We start from the raw sequence: 15,296 nt of genomic DNA on the forward strand, positions 1-15,296 counted from the left end.
GGGAACGGACAGCCATGTCTCGCCACTCGCCGCGTTCCGGGTTCACGGCATGGACGGCCCCGGCCGGTACGCCTGCGGCCCGCCGCGCGGCGTCCGGGCCGGCGAGCGGCCGTCAGTGCGACGCGGCCGGCACGCTCGCGGGCTCGTCGCCGGTGACCCGCAGACCGCGTACGCCCGGGGCGAGCAGCGCGGCCAGCGTGACCAGGATGATGATCGCCCCGCAGGCGACCAGCGCCGGCCGAGGCCCCACCGCGATGGCCACCGGCCCGGCCAGCAGCAGGCCGAGCGGCCCGAACATCAGGGACCCGAGCGCGTCGTAGGAGCTCACACGCGACAGCGACTCGGGCGGGATCTCGCGCTGCATCGTGGTCTGCCACAGCACGCCGAAGATGTCGAAGCACACCCCCATCACGAACGCCCCGCCCACGACCGTCCACAACGGCGCGTCGATGCCCAGCAGCACGTACGGCAAAGCCGTGGGCAGCGTGAAGAGCGTGCCGAGCAGGATGGGCCGCCGGGGTCGCAGGCGCAGCGTGACGACCACCCCGACGATCGTGCCGACGGCCTCGCCCGCGAGGACGGCCGACCAGGCGGGCGCCCCGCCCAGCGACTGCTTGGCGACCAGCGGCCCGAGCACGCCGTGGGCGGCCTGCAGCGCCATGACCAGAATCGAGAACTGGGCGACGACCACCCACAGCCACTGCCGCGAGACGAACTCGCGCCAGCCGTCCCGCAGGTCGGCCAGCACCGAGTGCCCGCCGCCGGCCGCGCGCTCGGCGGGCGTGAGGCGCAGCAGCGCGATCAGCACGGCGGCCACGGCGAACATCGCCCCGCTGGCCGCCAGCGCCCACCCGCCTCCCAGCAGGACCACGGCCGCGCCGCTCAGCACGAGGCCGGCGACGCGGGAGATGTTCTGTCCCAGGCCAAGCAGCGCGTTCGCGGTCTGCAACCGGTCGGCCGGCACCACGTCCGGGATGATCCCGGTGAGGGCGGGGAACAGGACCGCGGAGGCGACCCCGCTCACCGCGCTCGCCGTCACGAGGGCGGGAAGCGGCGTCCAGCCCGTGAGCATCATCGCGCCCAGGCAGAAGTACGCCGCCGCGTTGAGCGACTCCCCCGCCATCATGACCCGGTTGCGCGGCAGCCGGTCCGCGATCACCCCGCCGACGAGCATGAACAGCACCATCGGCAGCGCCTCGGCGGTGAGCACGGCGGACAGTGTCTTGGCGGTCGCGCCCGGCAGGCCGAGCACGCCGAAGGCGAGGGCGACCGGCGCGAAGGCCGTGCCGAGTACGGAGATCGTCCGGGCGACCAGCAGCAGGGCGAACCGCCGATCCCTGAGCAGGCCGAGATCACGGTTGAGGCCAGGCATGGGGACAACTCCGGAGGACGTGGAATTACGTGGAGCGTGGAAAGGAAGGCGACAAAAGAAAGCGACCCAGAAAGGCCGACACTTCATCGTGCCGTCCCCGCCCGCGCCCGTCACCTCATTTACGCCCGGGCGCGGCGCTTCGGTCAGCCCCGGGATCTCGCCGTACGGGTGTGGCGATCCCGGGTCGCTGGACGACGAGCGCGGCACATCGGCTGGGCCTGGGGCCTCGCTGGACGGCCAGCGTGCGTGACCGTCCCCGCCCGCAGCGCGTCCCCGCCCGGCCGTAGTGAGCGCGCCCGGCGTCGCCGTTCCCGGTCAGACGTCTTTGGTATAGCGGTGGCACCTGCCGTCGAGCCAGGCGCGGTAGTCCGCGGTGTGGCTGGTCATCACGCTGTTGGCAGCCTCGTCGAGCACGGCCTGCCATCGCGGTTCGTTGAGCTGCCAGGGAGGCGGCGGCTCGTCCCACTTGACGCCGTCGGTCCACTTCGCCGCCGAACCACGCAGGTGGTCCGGCAGCCGTTCGGCGAGCTCCGCCTTGATCCACTTGTCACGTGAGTAGACGAGGATCGGCTGCGCGTCCTGCCGTTCGACGATGGGATCGATGATCTCCCGCCAGGCGGCGGCGCCGTGCACCGGGTCGGCGAGCACGGGCGCGACGGACTTCTTGATCTCCAGCAGCGCGAGCAGCCCTCGGGCGCGGACGTGATCGAGCCACTCCCGCAGGGTCGGCACCCGCTCACCCGCGTACGGCCCGCGGGCGATCCGGCGGTCGCGCAGGTTGCCGGGTCCCTCGGCCCACCCGATCTCGCGGATCTCCTGCAGGGGGCCGGTCAGCCCGTTGGTCGTCCTGTTGTGCCACATGACGGCCTTCGTGCCGCGCCGGGTGAGCTGTACGTCGGACTCTACGCCGTCGGCGCCCCACGAGGCCTGGTCGTCGACCGCCCGCAGCACGTTGGGCTGGCGGATCAGGTCCTTGGCCTTGGCGCCGGTGCTCTTCGGGTAGCCGCCGTGGCCGATCACCAGCGGACACGGCGGCGGCTCCTCCGCCTGCGCGAGTGCGGGCGTGGCGGTCATCGCGACCACGAGCGCCATCGCGATCACGAATACCCGCACCGCGACCACGGAGGCCCGGGTGACGACGAGCGCCGCGGCGACCACGAGTACACCCGCTGCGACCACGAAGGCCCGGGTGACGACGAGCGCCGTGGGGACCACGAGTACACCCATCGCCTCTACGAGGGCCCGTGCGGCTGTGCGGGCCCGTGCGACCACGAGGGCAGGCGTGGCTTTCAGCGTTGCCCTGGTCATCGCTCGCCCTCCCTGCCCACTCGCCGCCCGCTCCTATGCCCGCTCGCCGCCCGCGCCGTGCCCGCCCGCGTCGTGCGCCCGCCCGCGCCGTGCCCGCCCGCGCCGTGCTGGACCACGGCCGACGAGCGCATTGTGAGCGGCCCTCCGGGGATCATGCTGCTCATGCCGCGCGGACGGTGATCCTTTCTGGACGGCTATGGGGATTCTTGACGACTACAGGGAACGGCTCAGACGAGCTGGGCGGCCTGGAGCCGATCGACAGGTGCTGCATCCTGCGGCACAGCGCGGAGCGCAGTGTCAGCAGGTCGGCGACGGGCGCGTGCCGGACGAGCGCGTCGATGACGTTCGCGGTGACCAGCGGGAGCAGCCAGGCCGGGCTGTGCTCGACCACGAACCCGAGAAGGGTAAAAAGCCCGTAAATATCCTAGAAGTCGAAGGTGGATGTGCCCAGGGACGGGCAGCGCCTCGCGAGGGAGACCGCGGGGCATCCGGTGCCTATCCTGAAGGGCGGAGGGTAGCCTCGTCGGCAGCGCAAGAGCGATCCTCCCGACCGTCCGCTCTTGCGGATACCTCGCGAAAGGTGGCCCATGGGCGGAGGTGATCGCGTGACGCGGCTCGGCCCTGTGAGCGGCCTCGAGGGAGACGAAACGGCCCTCGCAACCATGATCGGGCTGGTGCAGGGCGTGCTCGACGCGATCGCGCTCCAGGGCGTGTGGCTGGTCCCCATCGGCGATCAGGAGGCCGGGGCGACCCTCGACTTCGAGGTGTGCGCGGCCAGTCCCGACGCCAGGGACATCCACGACAGGACCGGCAAGGAGCTCGTCGGCCTGCGCGTGCTCGAGGCGTATCCGAGCGTCGCAGGCTCTCCGCTGTGGGACGCCTACCTCCGCGTCATGGAGACCGGGGAGCCCGAGGACATCGATCCCTACGTGCACCGCGAGGACGAGGACGGCGTGCCTCATCTGTCCGCCTACGGTGTGCGCCTGGCCCGGCTGCACGGCGGCCTTCTCGTCTCCTGGATCCGCCGAGACAGGGAGGAGCGCCTGTCGGCCCGGCTGCTCCACACCGAGCGCCTGGGACACCTCGGCTGGGGGCACTGGAGCCTGATCACCGGCGAGGCCGAATGGTCCGACCAGCTCTACGTCATCCACGGCCGTGACCCGGCCGACGGGCCGTTCGCGCTGGAGCACTACCGCGAGATCGCCCACCCCGACGACGTCCCGATCGTGGAGCACGCGCTGACGACGCTGAGCGGCAGCGGCGGGCCGCACGAGTTCGAGATCCGCATCGACGTCGACGGCGAATATCGGCACATCAGGGCCACGGCCGAGGTCACCAGGGATGTGAGCGGACAGCCCGTCGAGATCCACGGCGTCGTGCAGGACGTGACCGACTGGCGCCGTACGGCCGACGAGCTCGCCGAGGTCACCCAGCGGCTGGAGGAGGAGTCGCAGGTCACCGCGCGGCTGCAGAGCATCATCCTGCCGATGCAGGACGCCGTGCCCGGCCTGCAGATCGGCGTGCGCTACTTCCCCGCCGAGACGGCGCCGCTGGGCGGCGACTGGTATCAGGCGATCCATCTCGATCACGGCGAGGCACTGCTGGCCGTGGGCGACGTCGCCGGGCACGGCCTGGCCGCCGCCTCCGCCATGGCCAAGCTGCGGCACGCGATAACGGGGCTGGCCTTCGCCGACCACGATCCGGCGCAGATCCTCGTGGCGCTGAACCGGCTGCTCAGGCGGATGCGGCCCGACGTGCTGGCGACGTCCGTCGTGGCCCACTACCGCACGAAGGACCGCACACTGACGTGGACCCACGCGGGCCACCCGCCCATGCTGCTCGTCAGAGGAAACGGGGTGCACCGGCTGCTGCACCCCGGCGTGCTGCTCGGCGTCTTCGAGGACGTGAGCTACAGCTGCGCCGAGATGCGGCTTGAGCCCGAGGACCTGCTCCTCATGTTCACCGACGGCCTCATCGAACGTCCGGGCCGCGACCTGTTCGAAGGCCTCGACATCCTCAGCGCGGCGGTCGCCGAGACCGTGTCAAGGGTGCCACCGCAGGCTCGTGTGGCGGCGGTCATGGAGGCCCTGGCCCCGAGCAACACCGGCGACGACACCTGCATCCTGGTCGCGCGCATTCTGCCGAACTCCTTGGAAGTGTTCTGATGTCCGATCTTCCTGACCTCTCGACAGCCGAGACCACGTTCGCCGCCGAGAGCAGCGGAAGCATCGGGGTGCTGACGGTGCGGGGGACGCTCGACTTCACCACGCACGAACAGGCCACCGAGTTCTTCGACAAGGCGTTCGCCCAGTTCGGGCCATACCTGGTGGTGAACCTGCTCGAACTGGGCTTCCTCGACTCCAGGGCGACAGGGCTGCTGGTCACCCGCTGGAAGCGGGCGCTGGACGAGGGAGGCTGGCTGGGCCTCGTCGCGGTCGAGCGCGGCGCGGCCCGCGCGTTGTGGATCACCGGGCTGGCGTCCCACATCCCGGTCTTCCCCACCGTCGTGGACGCCCTCGCCGCCGCGCCGGCCCGCGACGCCGAATAGCCGCTTTGTCGTGGATCGTCACCTGGCGTCCAACTCCTCATCACATGCCCGCCGTGGGCGGGATAGAGCCCATGAGCGGGGGTAGCACCCGAGGAAGTCGGCCGTGGAAGGGGCGAAGCCATGAAACGTCTCGTTGCCGGAGCGGCGGCGCTCGCGGCCGCCGGCCTGGGGATGGCGCGATGGGCGGCCTCGCGTGGCCGGGTGCCGGGCGCGGCGAAGGACCCGCTGGAGTCCAGCCGCTGGCTGGGCATCACGATCAACCGCCCGCCGGACGAGGTCGCACCGGGCGGGCATCTGCCCGAGCCGCTGGGCCGGATGGACGCCGAGGTGCGGATGAACCGGGCACCCGGCGACCGGGGGACCGAACTCTACGCCCGGCCCAGGGCACAGCGGCCCGGCACCCTCGCCCGGCTGCGTGGCGGGGAGGACCCCCGCACCGAGATCCGTACGGCGTTGCGCGAGACGAAGTCGCTGCTGGAGACCGGCGACGTGCTGCGTTCGGACGAGGAGATGGAGACGACCCGGCCGACCCTGCCGGGCAAGGTCCTCGACATGGCGCTGGGACGCGCGGCGGAAGGAGGGCGGCTGTGAAGGCGCTGTGCTGGCAGGGCGTGAACGAGCTGTCGGTCGAGCAGGTGCCCGACCCCGCGATCCTCAACGCCCAGGACGCGATCGTGAAGGTCACGGCGAGCACCACCTGCGGCTCCGACCTTCACCTGCTCGGCGGCTACATCCCGGCCATGCGGGCCGGCGACGTCATCGGGCACGAGTTCATCGGCGAGATCGTCGATGTCGGCCCCGAGGTGAGCCGGCACCGGCCGGGCGACCGGGTGGTGGTCTGCTCGATCATCGGATGCGGCCGCTGCTGGGCCTGTCGTCACGACGAGTGGTCGCTGTGCGAGAACAGCAACCCCTCGCCGGGCATCACGGACCTCATGTGGGGCGGCACGACCGCCGGCATCTACGGCTACTCCCATGCGATGGGCGGCTTCCGGGGCAGCCACGCCGAGTACATCCGGGTGCCCTTCGTGGACTACAACGCGTTCACCATCCCCGAGGGCGTCTCGGACCTCGACGCCCTGTTCGCCTCCGACGCGGCCCCGACGGGCTGGATGGGCGCGGAGCTCGGCGGCGTGAAGCCGGGAGACGTGGTCGCGGTGTGGGGGTGCGGCGGTGTCGGTCAGATGGCCGCCCGGGCCGCCATGCTCCTCGGCGCCGAGCGGGTCATCGCGATCGACCGCTATCCGGAACGGCTGGCCATGACCGCCCGCCACGTCGGCTGCGAGGTGATCGACTACACGAGCACCGACGTCACGGCCGAGCTGCGCGAACGCACCGGCGGCCGGGGCCCGGACGTGTGCGTCGAGGCCGTCGGCATGGAAGCCGACAGCACCGGGATCCAGCGCGTCTACGACGGGATCAAGCAGCAGCTCCGCCTGGAGCAGGACCGCCCGATCGCGGTGCGGGAGGCGATCCACGCCTGCCGCACGGGCGGCTCGGTGTTCGTGCTGGGGGTCTTCGCCGGCTTCGTGGACAAGTTCCCGCTCGGCGCGCTGATGAACAAGGGCCTCACGCTGCGCGGCGCGCAGCAGCACGGCCAGCGGTTCATCCCGAAGCTTCTCGACCGCATCGCGAAGGGGGACCTGAAGACCTCCTACCTCGCGACGCACGTCATGACGCTCGACGAGGGGCCCAAGGGCTACGAGCTGTTCAAGCACAAGAAGGACGGCTGCGTCCGCGCCGTCTTCCGCCCCTGGGCCTGACGCGCCGTCGGCCTGACGCGTGAGAGGGCGCCCGCCGCCTCCCTGTGAGGCGGCGGGCGCTGATCTCAGCGGACGGCCGGGGCGGCCAGCCGTTCCGCCTCGTGATGCAGTGCCTCGATGAGGACGAGCTCCAGGCGGAGCTCGTCGTCCACGAGGCTCTCGAGGACGTCCATCCGGGCCTCCTTGTTTCCAAAGACGTCCCGCGCCGCGCGACGGTTGACCATGGCGCGATGCGGATTCGGATGGAATGTGGCAATGCGTCCCGCCGATCGCGCCGCTTCCCGGTTACCCAGGAAAGACGCGACTTCACTCACTTCAGCCACAAAGGTCCCGTGAAAAACAAAAAGTCCACTCCGACCGGAGCGGACGCAGGCATGAACACGCCACAGAAGCGCGAGTGCCGTATAGTGAGAGATTCCCGATCATCTGAAAGTCAGACGCTCTCACTAGGAGTTTATCACAGGAATGGGTGACCGTCAATCCGAGTCCGCTCGCGCCGAGGCCCTGCGGATCGAACAGTCCTACGTCTCCATGCTGTACGGCCGCCTCGACGTCGCCCGGGAACGGGCCGAGCGCGGCATGCGGGAAGTCCTGGCCCGGGGCGGCACGGGCACCCGGCAGGCCGTCGTGGAACGGGAGGCGGCGGCGGCCGAACATGCCCGCCGCCTCGCGCAACTGTCGGCCGTCGAACGCGGCCTGTGCTTCGGGCGCGTCGACGACGCCGAGGGCGAGACCCTCTACGTCGGCCGCATCGGGCTGCGCGACGACGATCACACGTCCGTGCTCGTCGACTGGCGGGCCCCCGCCGCCCGCCCCTTCTACGTCGCCACCCCCGGCGACCCGGGCCCGCTCGTACGCCGCCGCCACCTGCACACCCGATATCGCGAGGTCGTGGGCATCGACGACGAGGTCTTCGACCTCGACCGGATGGCCGACGGAGACCGCCGTACGCTCGTCGGCGAGGCCGCGCTGCTCGCGGCGCTGCGCCGTGGCCGCACCGGACGCATGGGCGAGGTCGTCGCCACCATCCAGCGCGAGCAGGACCGGGTGATCCGCTCGGGCCTGGCGGGGGCGCTCGTCGTGCAGGGCGGGCCGGGCACGGGCAAGACCGTCGCCGCGCTGCACCGGGCGGCGTACCTGCTCTACACCTACCGCGACACGCTGGAACGGCGCGGCGTGCTCGTCATCGGCCCCAACGCGACGTTCTCCCGCTACATCAGCCAGGTGCTGCCCGCGCTGGGCGAGACGCAGGTGGTGCTGACGAGCATGGGCGGGCTCCACCCCGGGGTGCGGGCCACCGCCGAGGACGAGCCGGCCGTCGCGGTCGTCAAGGGCGACCCGCGCATGGCCGAGGTGATCGAGGGGGCGGTCCGCGACCGCGAGCGGGTGCCCGAGGGCGACCTGGAGGTGAAGATCCCCGTCCGCACGTCGGTGCGCGGCGGCGTGGAGGTCGTGGTCGAGGAGATGACGCTGCGGGTCGACCACGCCACGTGCCTGCGGGCCCGCGACCGCGCCCGCGGCCTGCGGCGGCAGCACAACATCGCCCGCTGGACGTTCGTGGACGAGATGCTGCGGGCGCTCGCGTGGGACGAGGCGGAGCGGCTCGACCGGCCGCTTGAGGACGGCGACCTGGAGTATGCCGCCACCACCCTGTGGGAGCACCGGTCGGTGCGCGACGCGCTAGACGCCCTGTGGACGGAGATCACTCCCGAGCGGCTCGTCCGCGAGCTCCTGTCGGACGAGGAACGGCTGCGCGCGGCGGCCGTGCCCCACCTCACGGAGGAGGAGCTGGCGCTCCTGCTGCGGCCCCGCGAGGCGCCGTGGACGGTCGGCGACGTCCCCCTGCTCGACGAGGCCGCCGAGCTGCTCGGCGCGTACGACTACGGGGCGGGGGCCCGGCGTCGCCGCGCGGAGGACGAGCGCCGCGAGGAGGAACTGTACGCGCGGGAAGTCCTGACGATCACCGACGTCGATCCGGTGCTCGACGCGGCCCTGCTGGCCGGCCGCAACCGCGACGACGGGCCGTACGTGACGACGGCCGACCGGGCCGGCCGCGACCGCACCTGGGCGTACGGGCACGTGATCGTGGACGAGGCGCAGGAGCTGTCGGCGATGGCCTGGCGGACGGTGATGCGGCGGGTCCCGGCCCGCTCCCTGACGGTCGTCGGCGACATCGCCCAGACCGGCTCGGCGGCGGGCGCGCGGTCGTGGGGCGAGATGCTCGACCCGTACGTGAAGGGACGCTGGCGGGAGGAGCGCCTGCTGGTCAACTACCGGACACCGGCCGAGATCATGGAGGTCGCCGCCGACGTGCTGCGGGCCGTCGCGCCCGGGGAGGAGCCGCCCGAGTCGGTCAGGTCCGGCGGCGCCCGCCCCCGCGCCGTGCCCGCGGACGGCACCGACCTGCGGCTGCTGGTGGAGTCGGAGCTGCGCGAGATCGGGGAGGGGCGGGTCGGCGTCGTCGCGCCGGACGCCCGGCACGCGGAGGTCGCCGCGCTGTTCCCCGAGGCGGTCGATCCCCTGGACAGCCCCGTGGCCGTCCTCACCGTACGCGGCTCGAAGGGCCTGGAGTTCGACGCCGTGGTGGTCGTGGACCCCGAGGGCATCCTGCGTCAGTCGCCGCAGGGCGGCCAGGACCTCTATGTCGCCATCACCCGGGCGACCCGGCGGCTCACCGTGGTCTACGAGGACCGCCTCCCCGCCGTACTGCACCGCCTGGAGGCCCCGGCCCCCTAGACACGCGACGAGGGAAGACCCGGCCTGAGGGCGTCCCGGGCAGCCGAGCAAAGCGAGGCGAACGAACACGCCGACCAGGCGCGACGAGGGAGGCGTTCATCACGCGCCCCCGGCGCGACCCCGGCCGATCACAGCGCCCCGATGAGCGACGCGGGAGACACAGCACGGCCGGCGTTGGGGGAACGCCGGCCGTGCCGGGTGGCTGTGAGGGACGTGCTAAGGCATTTTTCCCGAGATCTCGTCGGCGGCCTTGTCGGCCTTCTCACCGGCGTCCTCGGCCTTGTCTCCGACCCACTTGCTGGCGTCGGAGCCGGTGTGCCGCATGCTCTCCCGCATGGTCTCGGTCCAGCGCTGGGCGTTGTTCCGATACATCGCCACACCGACCGCGCCGATGGCGACGCCGCCGAGCAGCGCGACGACGGGCCAGCGCCGGCGGGGCTTCCTGGTGCTGGTCACGTCGATCCTGCGGGCCAACTCGGCCAGGAACGCGCTCACGATCGGAGCGATCTGCTCCTCGACCGACTGCGCCGCCTGGTCGAGCTTCGGCGCCGCCCAGACCCTGGCGTCCTCGAGCCGGTGCGACGCGAGATCGCGTGCGCTCTCCGCCACCGGACTCATCCGCCCACTGGCCTTCATCGCCTGGTCTTTCATCCTGGTCAGCCACGTCTGCGGGATGACCACCTCGGCGCGACGCCTTCTGTTCATTGTCAGGGACACGATCAACCTCCCCAATCGACGGGGCCCCGGAACGACCCCTTCCCGGATGGTTGTGGCTCAATCACGAACGGTGCTTGAAGGCATGCTCGATACCCTGTTCACCGGACAACTAACACGAGCAACCAAAGGGGGCGGCCCTCGTGGCTGACAACCTCATCGCGAATCTGCGCACGAACCACGGCACGATCCGCGTCCAGCTTTTCCCCAACAAGGCGCCGAAGACCGTGCGCAACTTCGTCGAGCTCGCCGAGGGCACCCGGGAGTGGACCCACCCGGAGACCGGTGAGAAGCAGACCAACACCAAGCTCTACGACGGCACGATCTTCCACCGTGTCATCAACGGCTTCATGATCCAGGGCGGCGACCCGCTCGGGCAGGGCGTCGGCGGCCCCGGCTACAGCTTCGACGACGAGATCCACCCGGAGAACCAGTTCAACCGGCCCTACCTGCTCGCCATGGCGAACGCGGGCAAGCGGTTCGGCAAGGGCACCAACGGCTCCCAGTTCTTCATCACGGTGAGCCCGCAGCCGCACCTCAACCAGGGCCACACGATCTTCGGTGAGGTGATCGAGGGCACCGAGGTGGTCGACGCGATCGCCAAGACCCCCACCGGCCGCAACGACAGGCCCGTGAACGACGTGGTCCTCGAAGAGGTCACCATCGAGCGGTCCTGACGCCGCTCCGTCCGGCGCTCTGGAGACGCCCCGGCCCCCGCGAACACGCGGCCGGGGCGTCTCCGGCTTATAGGCTGGCTGGTGGATGCGCCCCCACCAAGGGACCCGCCAAGGAAGGACCCCATGACCTCCCTGCCTCCGCCGCCCCCGCAGCCGGGGGCGCAAGCCGTGCCCACCTGCTATCGGCACCCCGACCGCGAGACCTACGTCCGCTGTCAGCGCTGCGAGCGCCCGATCTGCCCCGACTGCATGCACGACGCGGCGGTCGGTCACCAGTGCCCCGAGTGCGTCCGCGAGGGCAACCGCGAGGTGCGGCAGGCCCAGGCGACGTTCGGCGGCGCCGCCGTGGCCGCGCCCCGCGTCACGTGGACCCTGCTGATCCTCAACGTGCTCGCGTACGCGGCCGAGGTCGTGCGCCCGGACGAGGTCATCCAGCGGTTCGCGATGTGGTCGCTCGGGGTCCACATGGGCGAGTGGTGGCGGCTGATCACCAGCGCCTTCCTGCACTCCCCGCCGCCGTCGTTCTGGCACATCCTGTTCAACATGTGGGCGCTCTACGCGCTGGGCCCGGAGCTGGAGCGCAGGCTCGGCTCGGGCCGGTTCGCGGCGCTCTACCTGCTGTCGGCGCTGGGCGGCTCGGTCGCCATCTATCTGTTCGGCACGTCGGCCGTCGGCGCCTCCGGCGCCATCTACGGCCTGTTCGGCGCGTTGTTCGTCGTCGCCCGCAGGCTCGGCTACGACGCCCGCGGCGTCCTGTGGCTGATCGGCATCAACGTGGTCATCACGTTCGTCGTGCCGGGCGTCAGCTGGCAGGGCCATCTCGGCGGGCTCGTGACCGGCACGATCATCGCCGCCGGCTTCGCCTACGCGCCACAGCGCAACCGCACCCTCGTGCAGGCCGGGGTCGCCGCCGCGGTGCTGGTGGCGCTGGTCCTGACCGTCACCACGCTCCCGCCGTACGGGCTGCTGCAGGGCGCGTTCACCTGACGCTTCCCGCGCCGGGCCGCGTGATGCGGTCGAGCCAGCGCCGCAGCAGGGCGGTTTCGGCCGGCTCAAGGGCGTCGGTGCCGGCGAGGTCGAGCTGCGCGCGCAGGCGCAGCGCGGCCTCGCGGAGGGGATCGGCGTCCTCCCGCGTGGTCGTCTCGGTGAGCACATGCGCGAACACGGCGTCGCGCATGCGGTGAGACAGCGCGGGGTCGTCGAAGAGCTCCGGATTCGCGAGGTGGTCGAGGGCGGTCCCGACGCACGCGGACATGATCAGCCGGGCGGCGACCGGTGGATCCACCCGCAGCGCGCCGATCGCCGCGCACCGCACGAGCGTCGCCTCCAGCAGCTCGAACACCCGGTCGCGAGCCGTGGACCGGGACCATGGCCGGGGCGTGAACATGAGCCGATAGAGGGCGGGGTTCTCCCGTGCGAACGCCATGTGACCGTCCCAGCCGGCCCGGAGGTCGTCGACCGGGTCGGCCGTCTGCTCCTGCGCGGCCTTGATCGCGGCGTAGCGCTCGTATCCGTGGTCGGCGACGGCGTCGAGGAGCCCTCGCTTGTCGCCGAACAGCCGGTAGAGCACGGGCTGGGTCACGCCGACCGCCTCGCAGACCGCCCGCGTGGCGATGTCGCTGTCCGGGGACGTCGCCAGTTGCTTCTCGGCGGCCTCGATCATCGCCGCATGTAGGGTGTCCGCGCCTGTCATGTAATCGATGATACGAAATTTTACTAGCGCCGATATTGCGGTCGTGCTAACGTCGCCTTCGTAACGCCGATATGGCTACCTCCTATCAATGATATTGGAAGCCAAGGGGGGGTCTCCAATGAGTGCTCAGCGCGTGGCCGTCGTCACCGGCGGCTCCCGCGGCATCGGCCGGGCGATCGCGACGACGCTGGCGGCGCGCGACTTCGCCGTCGTCGTGGGATACCAGGGAGCGGCCTCGGCCGCGGCCGAGGTGGTCGACGCCGTCACGTCGGCCGGCGGCCGGGCGATCGCCGCCCAGGCCGACGTCGCGGACGAGAACGCGGTCGCGGCGATGTTCGACGCGGCGGAGAAGGAGTTCGGCGGGATCGACGTCGTCGTCAACTCGGCGGGGCGTCTGACCCTGTCCCCGATCGCCGACCTCGATCTCGACGATCTGGACGCCCTGCACCGCACCAACATCCGCGGCACCTTCGTCATCGCGCGGGAGGCGGCGCGCCGCGTGCGCGACGGCGGCACGATCATCACGATGTCCACGTCCGTCGTCGGCCTGCAACTGCCTGCCTACGGGGCGTACGTCGCCAGCAAGGGCGCTGTCGAGGCGATGACATTAGTGCTCGCCCGTGAGCTGCGAGGGCGGCAGATCACGGTCAACGCGGTGGCGCCCGGCCCGACCGCCACCGAGCTGTTCTTCGAGGGCAAGGACGAAGCCACGATCGAGCGGATGGCCAAGCAGCCCCCGCTCGAACGGCTCGGCACCCCCGAGGACATCGCGGAGGTCGTCGCCTTCCTGGCGAGCCCCGCGGGGCACTGGGTCAACGGGCAGGTCGTGCGCGCGAACGGCGGCATCGTCTGACCCCGGCCGCAGTCCTCCGCCGTACCTCGCCGCCGCATTCCGGTCCGAGAACACCGGGCGACCACCCTGGTCCTGCTCGAAGAGGTGCCTGACGGCGGCTGGGGCCTCGGCGGGAACATCCTCACCGCCGAGATGCTCGGCCGGAGCTGACGATTCCCGCGCCGGGCCGGGCAATTCACCGCCCGGCCCGAGCCCGGCGCAAACCCGTCAGAGGGCCGCTCATTCTGCTGCCCACAGGCTGTGGATAAAGGCTGTGGAAAGAATTTTAAGAAAGCGGCCTAACGCCACTTCGTCGACAGTACGACGCCGACGATGATGAGTCCGAAACCGATCAGCAGGTTCCAGTTCGCCAGAGCGGAGATACCGGGAACGCTCGGCGCGATGTAGTAGATCGCGATCCAGGCGATACCGATGATCCAGCAGGCCACCATGACGGGGGCGAGCCAGCGGGGGCTGACCTTCACCGTCTGCGCCTTCTGCGGCGGCGTGTATACGGCCTTCTTGCGGGTCTTCGACTTGGGCACGGGAGCTTCTCCTGGTGGGTACCCGCGCGGTCGTGCGGGCTGGTGTCAATAGCGTAATCGCTGTGGCGGTGAAGTCCCGAGCAAGGATAGTCGGCGCGGGCCCCGCCGGGCGATCCCCCATGCGGGATTGCCGTACGCTGAAAGTCCGATTTCCGCTTGGCACACCCAGCCACCCCGGCGAAGCGGGAGACAGCTATGAGCCCGATCCGGGTGCTCGTGGTCGACAATCACGACAGCTTCGTGCACACGATCGTGCAGTACCTGCGCGGCCTGGGCGCGGACTGCGACGTACGGCCGCGCGACCACGTCACCGTGGGCGACGCCGACGCCTTCGACGCCGTGCTCGTGTCGCCGGGACCCGGCACGCCGGAGGCCGCCGGGGTGTCCGTGCCCCTCGTACGGCACTGCGCCGGGCGCGGCCTGCCGCTGCTCGGGGTCTGCCTCGGTCATCAGGCCATCGCCGTGGCGTACGGCGCCTCGGTGGACCGCGCGCCCGAGCTCATGCACGGCCGCACCAGCCTGATCTCCCACGACGGGCGGGGCGTGTTCCGGGAGCTGCCGTCGCCGGTCACGATGACGCGCTACCACTCGCTCGCCGTGGTCCCCGGCACCGTGCCGGACACGCTGGAGGTGACGGCCACCACCCCGGACGGCGTCATCATGGGCCTGCGCCACCGCGACGCCCCCATCGAGGGCGTGCAGTTCCACCCCGAGTCGGTGGTGTCCGAGCATGGTCATCGGTTGCTCGAAAATTGGCTCGCGCAGATTGTGTAACGCTTTCCGCTCTCGTTACGACTAGAAGAGTGAGGGCTTCCGCCATTGCCCCCGAGTGGCGGAAGCCCTTCCTCGTGTCCGGCACCTCTCCCACGGCCGGCAAGGGTCTGCAGGGGTCGGCAGGCGTCGGCAGAGGTCGGCCAGGTGACCGGAGACGCCGGGAGGTCGCGCTCGCCGGGAGGCCGCGGTCCCGTCCACGCCGACGCCCCATCCAGGCCGCTCGCAGGGCCGTTGATCCCCGTGCGAAAGGTCCCCGGTCGCCGAGCCGGCGCCTGATCCGGGCCGCTCGCCGAAACGATGGTCCTGCGGAAGACCCCGGCCGCTGAGCGACGCC

At 71.3% G+C, this 15,296-nt stretch carries 16 protein-coding genes; 9 read left to right on the forward strand and 7 right to left on the reverse strand.

Annotated elements, in window-relative coordinates:
* Positions 1-112 precede the first annotated feature (112 nt).
* The 4 genes from OHB01_RS10995 to OHB01_RS11010 all read right to left on the reverse strand — a co-directional run bounded on the left by OHB01_RS10995 (position 113) and on the right by OHB01_RS11010 (position 3,071).
* The gene (locus tag OHB01_RS10995) at positions 113-1,372 is read right to left on the reverse strand and encodes an MFS transporter (RefSeq protein ID WP_142649158.1); all 1,260 of its coding nucleotides are present in this window, start codon (positions 1,370-1,372) and stop codon (positions 113-115) included.
* Positions 1,373-1,687: 315 nt separating this feature from the next.
* Positions 1,688-2,680: a glycerophosphodiester phosphodiesterase gene (locus OHB01_RS11000; protein WP_328855300.1), complete on the reverse strand. Its 993-nt coding sequence runs from the start codon at positions 2,678-2,680 to the stop codon at positions 1,688-1,690.
* Positions 2,677-2,844: a hypothetical protein gene (locus OHB01_RS11005; protein ID WP_328855301.1), complete on the reverse strand. Its 168-nt coding sequence runs from the start codon at positions 2,842-2,844 to the stop codon at positions 2,677-2,679. Before OHB01_RS11005 ends, OHB01_RS11000 begins: the two co-directional genes overlap by 4 nt.
* On the reverse strand, positions 2,841-3,071 hold the full coding sequence (locus tag OHB01_RS11010) for a hypothetical protein (protein ID WP_142649159.1): 231 nt from the start codon (positions 3,069-3,071) through the stop codon (positions 2,841-2,843). The genes OHB01_RS11005 and OHB01_RS11010 overlap by 4 nt, the downstream gene beginning before the upstream one ends.
* A 271-nt stretch (positions 3,072-3,342) precedes the next feature.
* Here OHB01_RS11010 and OHB01_RS11015 point away from each other — a divergent pair, with 271 nt between their 5' ends.
* The 5 genes from OHB01_RS11015 to OHB01_RS11035 all read left to right on the forward strand — a co-directional run bounded on the left by OHB01_RS11015 (position 3,343) and on the right by OHB01_RS11035 (position 9,727).
* A complete protein-coding gene (locus OHB01_RS11015) occupies positions 3,343-4,845 on the forward strand; it encodes a PP2C family protein-serine/threonine phosphatase (RefSeq protein WP_328855302.1) in 1,503 nt (500 codons plus the stop codon).
* Positions 4,845-5,228, forward strand: a complete 384-nt coding sequence (locus tag OHB01_RS11020; RefSeq protein ID WP_142649161.1) for an STAS domain-containing protein — start codon at positions 4,845-4,847, stop codon at positions 5,226-5,228. The genes OHB01_RS11015 and OHB01_RS11020 overlap by 1 nt, the downstream gene beginning before the upstream one ends.
* Positions 5,229-5,348: 120 nt before the next feature.
* Positions 5,349-5,819 (forward strand): hypothetical protein, encoded by a 471-nt coding sequence (locus tag OHB01_RS11025; protein WP_142649162.1) that lies wholly within the window; start codon positions 5,349-5,351, stop codon positions 5,817-5,819.
* Positions 5,816-6,991: a zinc-dependent alcohol dehydrogenase gene (locus OHB01_RS11030; RefSeq protein WP_142649163.1), complete on the forward strand. Its 1,176-nt coding sequence runs from the start codon at positions 5,816-5,818 to the stop codon at positions 6,989-6,991. The genes OHB01_RS11025 and OHB01_RS11030 overlap by 4 nt, the downstream gene beginning before the upstream one ends.
* Before the next feature lie 465 nt (positions 6,992-7,456).
* The gene (locus OHB01_RS11035; protein ID WP_328855303.1) at positions 7,457-9,727 is read left to right on the forward strand and encodes a HelD family protein; all 2,271 of its coding nucleotides are present in this window, start codon (positions 7,457-7,459) and stop codon (positions 9,725-9,727) included.
* 216 nt (positions 9,728-9,943) lie between these two features.
* Here the strand turns inward: OHB01_RS11035 and OHB01_RS11040 are convergent, their stop codons facing one another.
* A complete protein-coding gene (locus tag OHB01_RS11040; protein WP_142649165.1) occupies positions 9,944-10,432 on the reverse strand; it encodes a hypothetical protein in 489 nt (162 codons plus the stop codon).
* A gap of 152 nt (positions 10,433-10,584) precedes the next feature.
* Here OHB01_RS11040 and OHB01_RS11045 point away from each other — a divergent pair, with 152 nt between their 5' ends.
* Entirely contained in the window at positions 10,585-11,118 is a 534-nt protein-coding gene (locus OHB01_RS11045; protein ID WP_142649166.1) for a peptidylprolyl isomerase, read from the forward strand.
* A gap of 123 nt (positions 11,119-11,241) precedes the next feature.
* Positions 11,242-12,105 carry a rhomboid family intramembrane serine protease gene (locus tag OHB01_RS11050; protein ID WP_142649167.1) on the forward strand — a complete coding sequence of 288 codons (864 nt, stop codon included), beginning with the start codon at positions 11,242-11,244 and terminating at the stop codon, positions 12,103-12,105.
* On the opposite strand, the gene OHB01_RS11055 is transcribed toward OHB01_RS11050, so the two are convergent.
* Complete coding sequence (locus tag OHB01_RS11055; RefSeq protein WP_142649168.1) at positions 12,098-12,811, reverse strand: TetR/AcrR family transcriptional regulator; 714 nt, start codon at positions 12,809-12,811, stop codon at positions 12,098-12,100. The genes OHB01_RS11050 and OHB01_RS11055 overlap by 8 nt on opposite strands.
* 118 nt (positions 12,812-12,929) lie before the next feature.
* On the opposite strand from OHB01_RS11055, the gene OHB01_RS11060 reads away from it, so the two are divergent.
* Complete coding sequence (locus OHB01_RS11060) at positions 12,930-13,664, forward strand: SDR family oxidoreductase (RefSeq protein ID WP_142649169.1); 735 nt, start codon at positions 12,930-12,932, stop codon at positions 13,662-13,664.
* 278 nt (positions 13,665-13,942) lie between these two features.
* On the opposite strand, the gene OHB01_RS11065 is transcribed toward OHB01_RS11060, so the two are convergent.
* Complete coding sequence (locus OHB01_RS11065; RefSeq protein ID WP_142619141.1) at positions 13,943-14,188, reverse strand: cell division protein CrgA; 246 nt, start codon at positions 14,186-14,188, stop codon at positions 13,943-13,945.
* Between the two features lie 195 nt (positions 14,189-14,383).
* On the opposite strand from OHB01_RS11065, the gene OHB01_RS11070 reads away from it, so the two are divergent.
* A complete protein-coding gene (locus tag OHB01_RS11070; RefSeq protein WP_142649170.1) occupies positions 14,384-14,962 on the forward strand; it encodes an anthranilate synthase component II in 579 nt (192 codons plus the stop codon).
* The last annotated feature ends 334 nt before the right edge of the window (positions 14,963-15,296 follow it).

Origin of the sequence: Microbispora hainanensis (assembly GCF_036186745.1) — a bacterium.
Lineage (GTDB): Bacteria > Actinomycetota > Actinomycetes > Streptosporangiales > Streptosporangiaceae > Microbispora.

What these genes read in the sequence shown, in the direction of transcription:
- OHB01_RS11040 (WP_142649165.1), bottom strand. Translation starts at nt 10,432, where the DNA reads ATGAACAGAAGGCGTCGCGCCGAGGTGGTCATCCCGCAGACGTGGCTG.
- OHB01_RS11070 (WP_142649170.1), top strand. Translation starts at nt 14,384, where the DNA reads ATGAGCCCGATCCGGGTGCTCGTGGTCGACAATCACGACAGCTTCGTG.
- OHB01_RS10995 (WP_142649158.1), bottom strand. Translation starts at nt 1,372, where the DNA reads ATGCCTGGCCTCAACCGTGATCTCGGCCTGCTCAGGGATCGGCGGTTC.
- OHB01_RS11020 (WP_142649161.1), top strand. Translation starts at nt 4,845, where the DNA reads ATGTCCGATCTTCCTGACCTCTCGACAGCCGAGACCACGTTCGCCGCC.
- OHB01_RS11025 (WP_142649162.1), top strand. Translation starts at nt 5,349, where the DNA reads ATGAAACGTCTCGTTGCCGGAGCGGCGGCGCTCGCGGCCGCCGGCCTG.
- OHB01_RS11055 (WP_142649168.1), bottom strand. Translation starts at nt 12,811, where the DNA reads ATGACAGGCGCGGACACCCTACATGCGGCGATGATCGAGGCCGCCGAG.
- OHB01_RS11050 (WP_142649167.1), top strand. Translation starts at nt 11,242, where the DNA reads ATGACCTCCCTGCCTCCGCCGCCCCCGCAGCCGGGGGCGCAAGCCGTG.
- OHB01_RS11060 (WP_142649169.1), top strand. Translation starts at nt 12,930, where the DNA reads ATGAGTGCTCAGCGCGTGGCCGTCGTCACCGGCGGCTCCCGCGGCATC.
- OHB01_RS11005 (WP_328855301.1), bottom strand. Translation starts at nt 2,844, where the DNA reads ATGAGCAGCATGATCCCCGGAGGGCCGCTCACAATGCGCTCGTCGGCC.
- OHB01_RS11015 (WP_328855302.1), top strand. Translation starts at nt 3,343, where the DNA reads ATGATCGGGCTGGTGCAGGGCGTGCTCGACGCGATCGCGCTCCAGGGC.
- OHB01_RS11000 (WP_328855300.1), bottom strand. Translation starts at nt 2,680, where the DNA reads ATGACCAGGGCAACGCTGAAAGCCACGCCTGCCCTCGTGGTCGCACGG.
- OHB01_RS11035 (WP_328855303.1), top strand. Translation starts at nt 7,457, where the DNA reads ATGGGTGACCGTCAATCCGAGTCCGCTCGCGCCGAGGCCCTGCGGATC.